This window comes from Allohoeflea poritis, from assembly GCF_027889715.1.
Classification (GTDB): Bacteria; Pseudomonadota; Alphaproteobacteria; order Rhizobiales; family Rhizobiaceae; genus Hoeflea_A; species Hoeflea_A poritis.
The window spans coordinates 109,126-123,244 of record NZ_JAPJZH010000015.1; the positions used below are offsets into that span (position 1 = coordinate 109,126).

At 59.9% G+C, this 14,119-nt stretch carries 11 protein-coding genes; 7 read left to right on the forward strand and 4 right to left on the reverse strand.

Annotation, left to right across the window (positions count from 1 at the left end):
* Window positions 1-128: 128 nt before the first annotated feature.
* Window positions 129-1,307: a cysteine desulfurase family protein gene (locus OOZ53_RS20705; RefSeq protein ID WP_271091636.1), complete on the reverse strand. Its 1,179-nt coding sequence runs from the start codon at window positions 1,305-1,307 to the stop codon at window positions 129-131.
* Between the two features lie 192 nt (window positions 1,308-1,499).
* Here OOZ53_RS20705 and OOZ53_RS20710 point away from each other — a divergent pair, with 192 nt between their 5' ends.
* Both OOZ53_RS20710 and OOZ53_RS20715 read left to right on the forward strand, forming a co-directional pair.
* Window positions 1,500-2,177 (forward strand): alpha/beta hydrolase, encoded by a 678-nt coding sequence (locus OOZ53_RS20710; RefSeq protein ID WP_271091637.1) that lies wholly within the window; start codon window positions 1,500-1,502, stop codon window positions 2,175-2,177.
* A 16-nt stretch (window positions 2,178-2,193) separates the two neighbouring features.
* Window positions 2,194-3,069, forward strand: a complete 876-nt coding sequence (locus OOZ53_RS20715) for a formylglycine-generating enzyme family protein (RefSeq protein ID WP_271091638.1) — start codon at window positions 2,194-2,196, stop codon at window positions 3,067-3,069.
* On the opposite strand, the gene OOZ53_RS20720 is transcribed toward OOZ53_RS20715, so the two are convergent.
* Window positions 3,066-4,208: an anhydro-N-acetylmuramic acid kinase gene (locus OOZ53_RS20720; RefSeq protein WP_271091639.1), complete on the reverse strand. Its 1,143-nt coding sequence runs from the start codon at window positions 4,206-4,208 to the stop codon at window positions 3,066-3,068. The two genes, OOZ53_RS20715 and OOZ53_RS20720, sit on opposite strands and share 4 nt — an antisense overlap.
* Before the next feature lie 122 nt (window positions 4,209-4,330).
* Between OOZ53_RS20720 and tyrS the strand changes: the two genes are divergently transcribed.
* Window positions 4,331-5,584, forward strand: a complete 1,254-nt coding sequence (tyrS, locus tag OOZ53_RS20725; RefSeq protein ID WP_271091640.1) for a tyrosine--tRNA ligase — start codon at window positions 4,331-4,333, stop codon at window positions 5,582-5,584.
* 4 nt (window positions 5,585-5,588) lie between these two features.
* Here the strand turns inward: tyrS and OOZ53_RS20730 are convergent, their stop codons facing one another.
* Window positions 5,589-9,128 (reverse strand): YhdP family protein, encoded by a 3,540-nt coding sequence (locus tag OOZ53_RS20730; protein ID WP_271091641.1) that lies wholly within the window; start codon window positions 9,126-9,128, stop codon window positions 5,589-5,591.
* A 138-nt stretch (window positions 9,129-9,266) separates the two neighbouring features.
* On the opposite strand from OOZ53_RS20730, the gene OOZ53_RS20735 reads away from it, so the two are divergent.
* The 4 genes from OOZ53_RS20735 to OOZ53_RS20750 all read left to right on the forward strand — a co-directional run bounded on the left by OOZ53_RS20735 (window position 9,267) and on the right by OOZ53_RS20750 (window position 13,631).
* Window positions 9,267-9,731, forward strand: coding sequence for a peroxiredoxin (locus OOZ53_RS20735; protein ID WP_271091642.1), 465 nt, complete (start codon window positions 9,267-9,269; stop codon window positions 9,729-9,731).
* 13 nt (window positions 9,732-9,744) lie between these two features.
* Window positions 9,745-10,578 carry a ferritin-like domain-containing protein gene (locus OOZ53_RS20740; RefSeq protein WP_271091643.1) on the forward strand — a complete coding sequence of 278 codons (834 nt, stop codon included), beginning with the start codon at window positions 9,745-9,747 and terminating at the stop codon, window positions 10,576-10,578.
* An 82-nt stretch (window positions 10,579-10,660) separates the two neighbouring features.
* Window positions 10,661-11,941: a M23 family metallopeptidase gene (locus tag OOZ53_RS20745; RefSeq protein WP_271091644.1), complete on the forward strand. Its 1,281-nt coding sequence runs from the start codon at window positions 10,661-10,663 to the stop codon at window positions 11,939-11,941.
* 295 nt (window positions 11,942-12,236) lie between these two features.
* Entirely contained in the window at window positions 12,237-13,631 is a 1,395-nt protein-coding gene (locus OOZ53_RS20750) for a DEAD/DEAH box helicase (protein ID WP_271091645.1), read from the forward strand.
* Between the two features lie 37 nt (window positions 13,632-13,668).
* Here the strand turns inward: OOZ53_RS20750 and OOZ53_RS20755 are convergent, their stop codons facing one another.
* Window positions 13,669-13,983, reverse strand: a complete 315-nt coding sequence (locus OOZ53_RS20755) for a TfoX/Sxy family protein (protein ID WP_271091646.1) — start codon at window positions 13,981-13,983, stop codon at window positions 13,669-13,671.
* Window positions 13,984-14,119 lie beyond the last annotated feature (136 nt).

The following is a 14,119-nucleotide window of genomic DNA, read 5'->3' on the forward strand; positions in this document are numbered from 1 at the left end:
AAGGTCCGGCAGTTGTCAACGTCATATGTAGTCGGTCCGGCTAAAGTGCCGCGCCATATCAGATTTAGTGTGCGGGAAATCAGATTTCCATCGCTGCTGCAGCTTGTAAGCTGTATTTTGTAACTTTTCTAGACTAGCGCTCCTTTTTCTTGCGTATTTTTCTCACGTTTGGCGTTGATTTTGTCGAAAACGGTCAGGAAGCGGTCGACATCTTCGGCTGTGGTTGCATGCCCGATGCTCACACGGATACCCCCGAGATTGGCGTCTTTTCCCATCGCCTGAAGCACGTGGCTAGGGCCGACTTTGCCGGAGGAACAGGCCGAACCGGCCGAGACGGCGACGCCTTCCAGGTCGAACGCAATCTGAGCCGTTTCCGCCTTTAGACCCGGAAGCGAAAAGAATGTCGTATTTGCGAGCCGGGGCGAATCGGCTCCGTGTATGACATAGTCCGCCGCACCTGCCCTGATACCGGCTTCCAGGCTGTCACGCAGCTCGGCCAGGCGGCGTGCATTTTCATCGAGCTCATTCAAGGCAAGCGCCGCCGCGGCCCCGAAGCCGGCGATCGCCGCCGGATTTTCCGTTCCCGACCGGTGCCCCTTTTCCTGTCCCCCGCCGGGAATCAACGGTGACGGCATCATGATCTCGCCTGCGCATATGAGGGCGCCTGCCCCCTTCGGCCCGCCGATCTTGTGCGACGACAGCAACAGGAAATCCGCTCCCAACGCCTCGATATCGATCGTCAGCCGTCCGGCCGCCTGGACGGCATCGACAACGAGGATAGCGCCGTGTTCCTTTGCGATGGCGGCGGTCTCCTTGATCGGCTGCACCACACCGGTTTCATTGTTGGCGAACTGGATCGCCACCATCGCAAGCCCGGTGGATCTGTCATGCGCCCGCAACTGCCGGGCAAGATCGTCCAGATCGACGATGCCCTCGCCGTCGACCGGTACGCGTGTAACGCAGTCCGGCGAAAACCGGCCGCCGCAAAGCATGCAGGGATGCTCGGTGGCAAGCACATGGAGATGCGCGATGCGCAGATCGGAACGACCCATCTTGAATTGCGGTGTGAGCACCGTCGCAGCGGCCTCCGTCGCGCCGCTGGTGAATATGACACCGCCGCTGCTTGCGCCCGTCAATTGCGCCACCTGGCGACGCGCCTTGTCGATGAGAGCCCGCGCGGCTCTGCCCTCCGCATGCACCGAAGACGGATTGCCCACCAGATCCAGGGCCGCGTCCATGGCGCTGCGCGCGGCAGGCAGCAGAGGCGCCGTGGCATTGTAGTCCATATACAGTCGTGACTTGCTCATCGAACAGACGCCCCGCACTTGGTTCATTTTTCTTGTAATTCCGGATGCCGATGCCTTATGACACGACGTTATATCCGGAAGGATAACTAAAAACCAATTCGAACCTACCTAAATAGAGTTGGTGGAAACGCATGCAAAGCCCGCACCTCGGGGCAAGCTTCCGCCGCCACTCGATTTTGAGCCGGAGACACAATGCCCGAAGTCATTTTCAACGGTCCTGCAGGAAGGCTGGAAGGCCGCTACCAGCCCGGCAAGGAGAAGAATGCGCCGATCGCCATCGTGCTGCATCCGCATCCGCAGTTCGGCGGCACGATGAACAACCAGATCGTCTACCAGCTCTTCTACATGTTCCAGCAGCGCGGCTTTACGACACTGCGTTTCAATTTCCGTTCCATCGGGCGCAGCCAGGGCGCCTTCGACCACGGCACCGGCGAACTCTCCGACGCCGCCGCGGCCCTCGACTGGATCCAGAGCCTGCATCCCGACAGCAAGAGCTGCTGGGTCGCCGGCTATTCCTTCGGCGCCTGGATCGGCATGCAACTCCTGATGCGGCGGCCGGAAATCGAGGGCTTCATGTCCATCGCCCCGCAACCGAACATCTACGATTTCGCGTTCCTTGCCCCCTGCCCGTCTTCGGGACTTATCATCCACGGCGATGCCGACCGGGTTGCTCCTGAAAAGGATGTGCAGGGCCTTGTCGAGAAGCTGAAGACGCAGAAGGGCATCATGATCACCCAGAAGATCATGCCCGGCGCCAACCACTTCTTCAACGGCATGGTCGACAACCTCGTCGATGAATGCGCCGATTATCTGGACCGCCGGCTGAATGGCGAACTGGTTCCCGAACCGGCGCCCAAGCGGATCCGCTGAAACGCCGGAGAACGCCATGAACAAACAAGCGCGGCCCCGATCGGTAAAGTCGGCCGCGCTTTTTTGCCTTGCCTGGGTTTCGCTTTTTGCAGCGCCGGGCATGGCCGATGACGCTTTCCCGCCGCCCGGTTCCATCGAGATACCGGCAGGCCCGTTCATCATGGGTTCCGACGCCGCGGAACGCGAGGCCGCTTACAGGCTCGATGAGGCGGCCTATGGCCACAGTGTCACCCGGCAGCGCGGCTGGTACGACCACGAGCCACAGCGCACGGTCGAACTCGACGCGTTTCGGATCATGGAGACGCCGGTCACCAATGCGCAGTACGCCGTGTTCCTGAAGGAAACCGGCCATACGCCGCCATCCGTCGGGCGCGAGGAATGGGACGGCTACGGCCTTATCCACCCCTATGAGCGGGCGCAGCCCTATATCTGGCAGTCGGCAGCCCCGCCGGCAGGCAGGGAGAACCACCCGGTGGTCATGGTCAGCTATCAAGACGCAATCGCCTATGCGTCATGGCTGAGCGGCAAGGCAGGTAAAGCCTGGCGGCTTCCGACCGAGGCCGAATGGGAAAAGGCAGCACGCGGCCCGGACGGCAACTATTTCCCCTGGGGCAACACCTTCAATGCCGCCCTGTTAAACAGCCACGACGCCGGACCATTCGCCACCATACCGGTCGGCAGCTTCCCGGACGGCGCCAGCCCATACGGACTGCTCGATGCCGCGGGGCAGGTCTTCGAATGGACGGCGACGCCCGCCGGCGATACCCGCCATATCGTCAAGGGCGGCTCCTGGGATGACAAGGGCTGCGGCGTGTGCCGCCCGGCCGCGCGGCATTCCCGGTCGGACACGATCAAGCACATTCTCGTCGGCTTCCGCCTCGTCAGCGATTAGGCTTCTTTCGGTTTCGCCAGTACGCCGCCGGTTACCGGTTTTCTGCAGCCGGTTGTCGTCGGCCAGCTCAACGGCAATCCATAATGCGCGCGGATCGCGAGATATGCCCATGCCTCGGCCTCGATGGCATCGCCATTCAATCCGACATCCTCGGCTGCCAGTACAGTCCCGTTCTGGCTTGCGGCAAGATCGGAAAGATCGCTCATGATCATCCGGTTGCAGCGCCCGCCGCCGCAAACGATCCAGGTCTTCGGGGCCTCCCGCATGGATCGCATCGATTTCATGATTGCCTCGGCCGTCAGCCGTGCCAGGCTGCGCGCTCCGTCTTCCAGGTCCGCGGAAGCCGGGTCGGGCGGCAGGAAGTCGTTACGGTCAAGGGACCGGCGGGACCCGTCACTGAAGAAATCGTTTTGCAGATAGGGGTCGACGAGCCGGCGCAGTATCTGCCCCTCGCTCGCAATGGCACCGCCTTGATCGAACGGAATGCCCGCCTTCGTCTCGACCCATTGGTCGATCAGCGCATTGCCGGGACCGGTGTCGAAGGCCTCGAGTTCATCGTTCTGCCCGATGAGCGTGATATTGGAGATGCCGCCGATATTGACAAAGACGATCGGGCCGGGTCGGTCCAGCGACGCCGCCAGCGCCCGGTGATAGGCCGGCGCCAGCGGAGCGCCCTCGCCGCCGGCTTCCATATCGGCCGCCCGCATGTCATGGATCACCGGAAGCCCGGTCTCAGACGCCAGGAGCTTCCCGTCGCCGATCTGGACGGTCAGACCCTTCTCCGGCCTGTGCAATACCGTCTGGCCGTGAAAGCCGATGAGATCGACCGATTCCAGCGGAATTCCGGATTGCCTCGAATAGGCAAAGACGGCCTCGGCATGAAGCCTCGTCAGTTCTTCTTCAAGCGCGCCAAGCGCGCCCGGCCTTTCGCCCCGCCGCCCGATTGATTTCGCGGTCTCAAGCCCGTCCGCAAGCCGGCGCCTGAATGCGGGACTATAAGGCACCGTCAGAAACGGGCCGCGTTCGGCAATCGTCGCGCCGTCGCTCCTGATCAGGGCAACGTCGATCCCGTCCATGGATGTGCCGCTCATCAGACCGATGGCGGTCTTCACTTCCGCACCTGTCTTTGAAACTGCCATCAATGCCCCCGATCGGTGCCATTCAAACAAATGGCGTGAAATCTGCCGGAAAGGATGATAAACGCGCCGCCGAACAGACAGCAAATACGCGTCCCGTTGCCGGATGCCAAGGGAAAGAAAACATGTCCGCCTTCAAGTCCGATTTTCTCCACACGCTCAGCGAGCGCGGCTTCATCCACCAGACATCGGATGACAGAGGCCTAGACGCCCTGCTGCAGAAGGAGTCGGTCACGGCCTATATCGGTTTCGATCCGACGGCGTCGAGCCTTCACGCCGGCTCCCTCATCCAGATCATGATGCTGCACTGGTTCCAGCAGACCGGCCATCGTCCGATCGCGCTGATGGGCGGCGGAACGGGCATGATCGGCGATCCGAGCTTCAAGGACGAGGCCCGGCAATTGATGACGCCGGACAGGATAGACGGGAACCTTGCCGGCATCCGGCGGTGTTTCGCCAACTATCTGCAATTCGGAGACGGCTCCACCGACGCGCTTATGGTCAACAATGCCGACTGGTTGATGGACATCAACTATGTCGCGTTTCTGCGTGACGTCGGCAGGCATTTTTCCGTCAACCGCATGCTGACATTCGATTCCGTCAAGCTGCGCCTCGATCGCGAACAGTCCCTGTCATTTCTCGAATTCAACTACATGATCCTGCAGGCCTATGACTTTGTCGAGCTGAACAAACGCTATGACTGCCGGCTGCAGATGGGCGGCTCCGACCAGTGGGGCAACATCGTCAACGGCATCGATCTCGGCCACCGGATGGGAACACCGCAGCTCTACGCGGTCACCTCTCCATTGCTGACGACGTCATCCGGCGCCAAGATGGGCAAGTCCGCCAGCGGCGCCGTCTGGCTGAACGCCGATCTGCTCAGCGTCTATGATTTCTGGCAATACTGGCGCAACACCGAGGACGCCGATGTCGGCCGCTTCCTCAAACTCTACACGACGCTTCCCATGGATGAGATCGAGCGGCTTGAGGCGCTCGGCGGCTCTGAAATCAACGAGGTCAAGAAGGTTCTCGCCACGGAAGTCACCGCCATCCTGCACGGCCGCCAGGCTGCAGAGGAGGCCGCCGAGACGGCGCGCAAGACATTCGAGGAAGGAACGCTGTCCGAAAACCTTCCAAGTATCGAAGTGCCCTCAGCGGAGCTCGGCGAAGGGATCGGGCTGCTCAGCCTGTTCGTCACGGCAGGATTTGCCGGCTCAAATGGCGAGGCACGGCGTCATGTCAAAGGCGGTGCCGTGCGCATCAACGATGTTGCCGTTTCCGACGAGCGGCGCATCGTCGGCAATGAGGACCTGACGGATGACGGCGTGATCAAACTGTCGCTTGGCAAGAAGAAGCACATGCTTGTCCGGCCGGTCTGAAGGATCACCGGGTCTCGGAGCGGAAATTATACTTGCCCTGGGCACCTGAACCGACACCGTCGCTTCTGAACTGGAAGATCTGGCGGAAAATGCCGGGTGCGATCAGCGAAATGGGATTGATGGTCAGGATCGGATCGTCAAGGCTTCCGGTCATGCGGAACGTGATGCCGATAAGACCTCGATCCCGTCCATTGCCCAAAATGATTCCGAGTACCGGAATTTCACCGAATATCCTGTTGAGGCCGTAGGCCGGCATGAACGTTCCAGCGATATCCATGCCTGTCCTGGAATCATAGACAGCGCCCTGAAAGGCAAATCCCACTTCGGCGCCGCGCGCGATTCCATCGCCCAAACGAAGGTAGCCCGGCCCCATGTCGATGCGCGCAAAGGCATGCTGGAAGCGCGCGCGCGAGACATCGATTTCCCGGCGCACCGCCTGGTTGAGGCTTTCCCCGCCTTGTGGGTTGGACGAAACAAGCTTCTTCAGATGTTCATCGTCGACGACATCGAAATTGCCCAGATTCACTGTCCCGATATAGGGGCCGTTTCCGGCTTTCGTCAGCTGAATATCAAGGGTCCCGCCCTCAATATTGTCGTAAATATCCGCAAAGCGCGCAACCGCGCCTGCGTCGTCGCTGGCAATGGTCAGGATCAGTCCGGAGCCGTCATGCCTGCCGACCCCATCGACCCCGCGCCCGGTATCGGTCACCGCCTTGAGTTCGAGGCCCAGGATGGTGTTGCCCTTGCCGGTATAGTCCAGCCGGAATGGCTTCAGGACTTCGCCGCCGAAGCCACTAGCGCGGTCGGCCCTGACCTTCAATTCAACCTTTTGGTCCGCCGCTGACCCGGGTTCGCTGTCGGTCTCGGCAATCAGGTGCTTGATGGAGGATCGCAGATCGATTGATTTTCCAGCGACATCGACATGATAGGTTCCACCCTTCAAAGCGATGTTGACGGCAAAACTGTCATTGCGGCTCAGCGATACCCGCGAGACAGCGGCATTGACCAGCTCTCCGTTGAGAAACTCGAAATCGCCCTTGGCCGAAAACCCCTCGCCCGTCAGATCGAAATTCCTGATGGCAAAGGCATCCGGCATTCCCAGGCCGTGCTGCCCCGCATCCTCCGGATCGTCCGCCGCGTCCGACACGCTCTCTTCTTCTTCCGATTCCTCTGGAACCATCTCGAAAGTCGCTGTCGCCTTGATACCCTTTCCCTTGGACCAGCCGATCCATGGCAGGATCAGTTGCGCCTCGGTGAAGTCCGCGTCGACGATCTGCCGCCCGCCTTCTTCGAGCTTGGCGGTCAGGAAAACCGTGCCCTTGACCATTTCGTTCAACTGCGGAGCGAATATCGCCCTGTCCGCTTCCGTGACCTGCATCTTCACGACCCGGTCGGTTTCGACACCGTTTTCAGCCTCCAGCGGTTCCGTGAACTCAAGCTGCGACCGCATCCCGTTCAGATCGGCCTCTGCATCGATTTTTATCGTTGTCGTGTCGACATGCATCCTGCCGGTCGCATCGGTGACTTTGACACCGTCCACCTTCGGCCCGATGCTCACGCCGTTGAGATCGAGTTCGACGTGCCAATCCGGGCTGGGTGGATTCTGGTTCTGAATGAGCCCGAACGTCACGCGGACCTTCGACGATACCGAACCCTCGAAATCCTCGGGCTTGTAAGGTGTTTGCTGGAGCGCATTGATGGGGCGGTAGGAAATCAGCTCGGCAACCGCCGCCGCCTCGCCGGTCACGTCAATATCCAGGCTTGCCATCAGGGGACGCGCATCGGTGTGATCGATAACGAATAGTCCGTTGGACACACCGACATTCCGTCCGGTCGGGAAATAGGAGGTCCCCTTGTCGATTCTCAGTTCCAGATGCTTTCCCCGGAGCGTCAGGAGACCGTCAGCGTTCCTGACCGGGGGAATATCGCCGGCGACATCGAACCGCGCGTTCTCGATATTGAAATCGATCTGGAGCTGGCTTCCGTTCAGATCAAGTGAATTGGGTAGAGCAGCCGCCATGCGCCCTTCCGGTATGAAGACCCTGATCGCGCCGTCGCTGACCGTTCCGCCGAACAGGTTTTCCAGCACCCAATTGCGTGCCTGTTTGGCGATCCAATAGGGCCAGAGTTGCTTGACGGACGTCGTGTCCATCTTTTCGATATTGGCGACAAAGCTGATCTCCGGGCTCGTGTCGGAAAAACGCACACTGGCCGAGGAGAACATGGTGCCCGTCTTGCCGGACACGATGAAATCGTCAACGTAAAGACGCCGCTCCGAGCGCAAGAAGCGTGCGAAGACCTTCATCGCGACATGAACCGCGGGCTCGCTCGAATCCGTCGGAGCGACCACCGCATCATCAACCAGCAGATCGACGGCAAAGCCCTGTTCCGTTTCGCCCGGGAGGTTCTGAAGATCGATTATTCCGCCGTTGAAGCTGTAGGAGGATGAACTGATGTCGAGCCGGGAAGGTTCAATCTCCAGCTTCTTGTTTTGGGGATCCAAAGCAAGCTTGATATAGCTTGGGTCCAGTTCGGCAGCGACACCATCCATGAAAAGTTCGCCCGCCGACAGATCTAGCTCGGCCTTGGCTTCCACCGGATTTTGCGCATCCCCTTCCACGGCCAAGAAGTCAATCTCGACCCCGCTTTCCATGCGGAACTTCTGACGTTGATTTCCCGAAAGGCCCCCGATCAACTTGCCGAGATGCACGCCTGTGACCTGCGTGCTGAGCTGCATGCGGCCGTCTGCTTCAGCCTTCGGCGACGCACGCGCCTCGAGGCTGATATCCTGCCCGGCATGCGCAATCTTCGCCTGGATATCAACGCTGTCGACTCCCGTCTCCATGACCTCGGCGGAAACGATGGTAATCGGAACATTGGCGCTGCCGACACCGGCGATTGCCGTGTTCGCAAGAAAGATCCTCTGCGTACCCAGCCGCCTCAAGGCATCGGAAAACGAGCGGACAAACGCCAGTCCCCGCGCTGTTATCGGCTCAAGATCGGCGATCTCGAAAGGCCGGTCAGTCCCGGTGCTGTTGCCGGCCCCGCGTCCGATGAGCGCCGCGTCGACGAAGCCGCCATCGACCTCGACATGGGACACGGTCAACTTGCCCGAAAGGAGCGGCATGACTTCGAGGGCTATTTTAACCTTCGTTGCATGAACGACTTCCGTATCGCCATTCGCCAGCCACAGTCCCGCCTCGCGTGCCTCAAGCGCGATCAGGCCGCGTTTGGCGAGCCTGACGCGACTGCTTTCGACCCGTGCGACGTAGCGGTCACCCACGGCATTCTGCAGCAGGGTCTGGGCGCGGCTCGTCAGCGGACCGTCAAAAGCGCCGATTTCCAAAAGCAGGAAACAACCGCCAACGAGCAACAAAATTAGTCCGGCAAATATCGTGAGCGCGCGCGCGCATCGACGCAGGAAACCCCGTGGGCGCGGCGTATGGACGATCAATGGATCCCCGTCATGTGCGGACGAAAAGTCCTGCGGCATGGGAGCCCCAAGCCGGTCGCCACCTTTGTGTCCGCCTTCATTTTCCGTCATGGAACGCGGTTCCGTTGCCCAACTTCATCGCCGCCAACTCCACGATCATCGCGGCCCGAACTGGACGACTCTGGTATCAACTATATATAGCACGGCGACCGTATCAACATCTTCGCGTTTCAAGAAAGGACCTCACCCATGACAGCACCTTCGGAAGGAATGGATGCACCGCAATTCTCATTGCCGCGCGATGGCGGCGAAACAGTGGCGCTGAAGGATTTTGCCGGACGCAAACTGGTGCTGTTCTTTTATCCGAAGGACGATACGAGCGGCTGCACGGCGGAGGCGATCGCGTTTTCCGGTTTGCAGGACAAGTTCAACGCCGCCGGAGCCGCCATCCTTGGCATGTCACCGGACAGCGCAAAGAAGCACGACAAGTTCATCGCCAAGCACGAATTGACCGTTCCGCTGGCATCGGACGAGGAAAAGACGACGCTGGAAGCCTATGGTGTCTGGGTCGAAAAGAGCATGTACGGAAGAAAATATATGGGTGTCGAAAGATCCACCTTCCTGATCGACGAAAACGGCAAGATCGAAAAGGCCTGGCGAAAGGTGAAGGTACCGGGACACGCCGAGGCGGTCCTCGAAGCTGTTACCGGCTGAGCCCGGCATATTCATGAGCGGATCACCGGCTCCGGAATTCGACACGCTTCGACAGGGCGCCAATCTTGCGATTTCGGCGATATGCCTCGACAGCAAGACCGCGATCACGCGGGAGGCGGCCTCGCGCTGGTTCTCCCGCAGGCTGTCGCTGCGTTCGCCGATGGACGATCCGGTGGCGGAGCGTCCCGGCAGGCCGGACAGGCCGGAGCTGCTTCCGCCACGCCTCGTGAAGAAACGCAATCTCAATACGCCGGCGGGGCGCATAGCTCTGCTGCACGCGCTGGCGCATATCGAGTTGAATGCAATCGATCTGGCGCTCGACATCGTCGCCCGGTTCGCCAGCGAATCGGTCCCTTTGTCTTTCTTTGATGGCTGGATGCAGGTCGCCTTTGAAGAGGCCAAACACTTCAACCTCATCCGCGACCGCCTTAAGGCGCTCGATGCCGACTATGGCGATCTGCCGGCCCATGATGGTTTGTGGCAGGCGGCGCACGACACGCGCAACGACCTGACCGCGCGCCTCGCCGTCGTTCCGCTGATCCTCGAAGCGCGCGGCCTCGATGTGACCCCCTCGCTGCAGGCGAAGATGGTCGAGACGGGCGACACCGAAAGCGCTGAAATACTTCAGGTAATCTACGACGACGAAAAGAAACATGTCGCCATCGGCGCCAAATGGTTCCGTTTTCTGTGCCATCGGCAGCGAAAGAACCCGGATGAAACTTTCCGTCATCTGGTCCGCGCAAATTTCCGCGGACAGCTCAAGGCACCCTTCAACGACATCGCCCGCGCGGAAGCCGGCCTGACCCCGTCATTCTACCGCAGCCTGTCGTCTGTGAACGCCTCCTAAAAACGCCTGCCTTCAAAGCATTTGTTAACCTTAACAGAGTCTAATATCGCCGATACGGTTTTCAGGCATTAGGGGGTTTGTAGTGCCGCACAGTTCCGTAAGCCGCGTATTCGGCAAGCGCTCCAAGCAACACACCATCATTCTGGCCAGTGGTGACGAGATTCGGCACTGGACGATACGTCCATGGATGCTCGGCATTGCGGCAAGCTTCCTGGCGGTCACGGCGATCGGTTACCTTTTGGGAACGACCTATCTGGTATTGCGCGACGATCTGATCGGCGCGGCGATGGCCAGGCAGGCCCGCATGCAGCATGCCTATGAGGATCGGATCGCGTCCCTGCGCTCGCAGGTCGACAGGATCACCAGCCGGCAATTGCTCGACCAGCAATTGATGGATGACAAGATGACCCGGCTGATGGAACAGCAGGCTATGCTCAGCACGAGACACGGACGTCTCGACATGCTGTTGAAACGTGCGGACGTCGTCGAGGTTGTTCCCGCGCAGATTCCGGTTCCGACGGCACGGCCTGAAAACGCGGCGCCCACGGAAACGAAGAAACAGGCATCGGCCGAACAAAACGGAAAGAAGCAGCGTCTGGCGCTTGGCTCCAACGACCTGTCGCTGCGCACGACAAGCCGCATGTCATACGCGGAAATAGCTGAGCAGCCCGCACATCAGGCGGACGAGATATTCAACAATGTGCTGTCCTCCCTGCAGACGATGGAACAGGAACAGCTCAAGAAAGTGCGTGCGCTGGCGACGAATGCCTATCAGACCGCCGAGACCATTCACTCAATCCTGCGCGATACGGGTGTTTCCGCCGGTACCAACGGCGGCGTTGGCGGGCCTTTCATAGACCCGGAATCGCCGGTGGCCTTCGACGCGACGCTGAACAATCTCGGAGCGGCGCTCGACACACTCGAACAGGCGAAAACCTTGGCAACCCGGATACCGGTCGGCAATCCGGTGCCGAACCATCCGGTCAGCAGCCGTTTCGGGCAGCGGCGCGATCCGTTTCTGAAACGCATGGCGCATCATGCCGGCATCGACTTCAGGATCCCCTACGGACAGCCGGTATATTCCACCGCATCGGGCAAGGTCACCACCGCCGGACGCAAGGGTGGCTACGGCAAGATGATCGAGATCGACCACGGCAACGGCATCACCACCCGCTACGCGCATCTTTCGCGCCTTTCGGTCAAGGTCGGGGACACGGTCACAGTCGGCGCCAAGATCGGCGCCGCCGGTAGCACCGGCCGCTCCACGGGCCCTCACCTGCACTATGAGGTCCGTATCAACGACCATGCCGTGAACCCGCAGCGTTTCCTGACCGCGGGAAAGCAGCTTCAATCCTACCTGTAGGGTCGGCCGGCCAAGACAACAGACCGTGTCGGCCGCATAATCGCGCTGAGATCGCCATTGTCGAACTCTGTTTTGCGGGCAAATTTGGCCGCGGCGGCAGATGCCGCTTATTTGTACACAATGCTACAGAATTAACGCTATTTGCCACAAATCCCCCATAATTCTTATGGATCGGGTACAAATTCCGTGATTTCCTTGACTTGCAGGATTGATCGGACTAGTGGGGCGCATGTTGAGGCGGGGCATAGGGCGCCTCAAACCTTTATCAGCTCTCAAAACGGAAACGACATTCCCTTTGGCAACATTTTCTGAACTTGGCTTAAGTCAAAAAGTGCTTTCGGCAGTCGAAGACGCCGGCTACACCATCCCGACACCGATACAGATCGGTGCAATTCCTCCGGCACTTGAAGGACGCGACCTGTTGGGGATCGCGCAGACCGGTACCGGAAAGACCGCCTCGTTCGTGTTGCCCATGCTGACAAGGCTGGAGAAGGGCCGTGCGCGCGCCCGCATGCCGCGGACGCTCATCCTTGAGCCAACGCGCGAGCTTGCCGCACAGGTCGAAGAAAATTTCATCAAATATGGCAAATATCACAAGCTGAACATCGCGCTCCTGATCGGCGGTGTCTCCTTCGATGAGCAGGACCGGAAGCTTGAGCGCGGCGCCGACGTGCTGATCGCGACCCCCGGCCGGCTGCTTGATCATTTCGAACGCGGCAAACTGCTGCTGACCGGCGTCGAGATTTTCGTGATCGACGAGGCCGACCGCATGCTCGACATGGGCTTCATCCCCGATATCGAGCGCATCGCAAAGCTTATTCCGTTCACCCGCCAGACGCTCTTCTTCTCGGCAACGATGCCGACGGAAATCCAGACGCTCGCCGACCGCTTCCTGCAAAATCCGGAAGAGGTCAAGGTGGCGCCGCCTTCGACGACGGCCAAGACCGTCGCGCAACGGCTCGTCGCAGCCGGCGGGAAGGATTTCGAAAAACGCGCCGTTCTGCGCGACCTCATTCGCGAACAGGATGACCTGAAGAACGCCATCATCTTCTGCAACCGCAAGCGCGATGTATCGGATCTCTTCCGCTCGCTGGAAAGACACGAATTCAATGTCGGCGCACTGCACGGCGATATGGACCAGCGCGCCCGCATGACGATGCTGCACAATTTCAAGGAAGGAAACCTGCAGCTTCTCGTGGCCTCGGATGTGGCCGCGCGCGGCCTGGACATTCCCGATGTCAGCCACGTCTTCAATTTCGATGTGCCGATCCATGCCGAGGATTATGTGCACCGTATCGGCCGGACCGGCCGGGCCGGACGGTCCGGCGCATCGTTCACGCTTGTGACAAAGCGCGACGGCCGGCATCTTGACGCCATCGAAAAACTGATCGGCCAGACCATTGAGTGGCACAAGGGTGATGTGTCTTCGCTTCCCGCTGAATCCGAAGACACCGAAAAGCCCAAGGCAAAGTCCCGGCGCGGATCGAAATCCGAGCGCGCTGAGACACAGAACAGCACGCGCAACGACAAATCGAGTGCCTCGGGATCCGGAAAATCCGAGCCGAAGAAAAAAGCCGCAAACAACAATGAGAACAAGCGTGGCAAGCGCCGGGAAAAGGGCGACCTGCCGACCCCGGTAGGCTTCGGCGACGACATTCCGGCATTCATGATGATCGGCGCCAAGCGCTGAGCCGCAAACCCAGCGTCTTATCAAGACATGAGCAGACCTATTTCGATCTGAGCGCTGCCTCCCAGGCGAGCATGACCCATTTCTTCATCTCGTCCGGATCGTCCAGCGCTTCATCCGGGATCGACCAATAGGGCATTCTCGCCGGCTTGTTCTTGCCCTCATAGACCCACTGACGGGAGCCGGCGGCCGTGAAAGCATCGGCGCTTTTCGCATCGGCCTTTAGCAGGATTTCTCCATCGACCTCCAGCGCCAGGATGCGGCCCTGATGGTAGATGCCCTTGCCGCCGAACATGCGCTTGATTGTGACCGGGCCAAGGCCCTCGAACATGTCGTGAATGGCGTCATTGTCCATTGCGGCCTCCATCGATGCGACAAACCCGGATGTTCGGCGTTGCGTCTGTCGGACAACATTGCCCGGCCTGAGAGATAGGTAACAAAACGTACCGGACACATAGGTAACACTTTTCGCTTTTGCGTGAGGTGTCGAT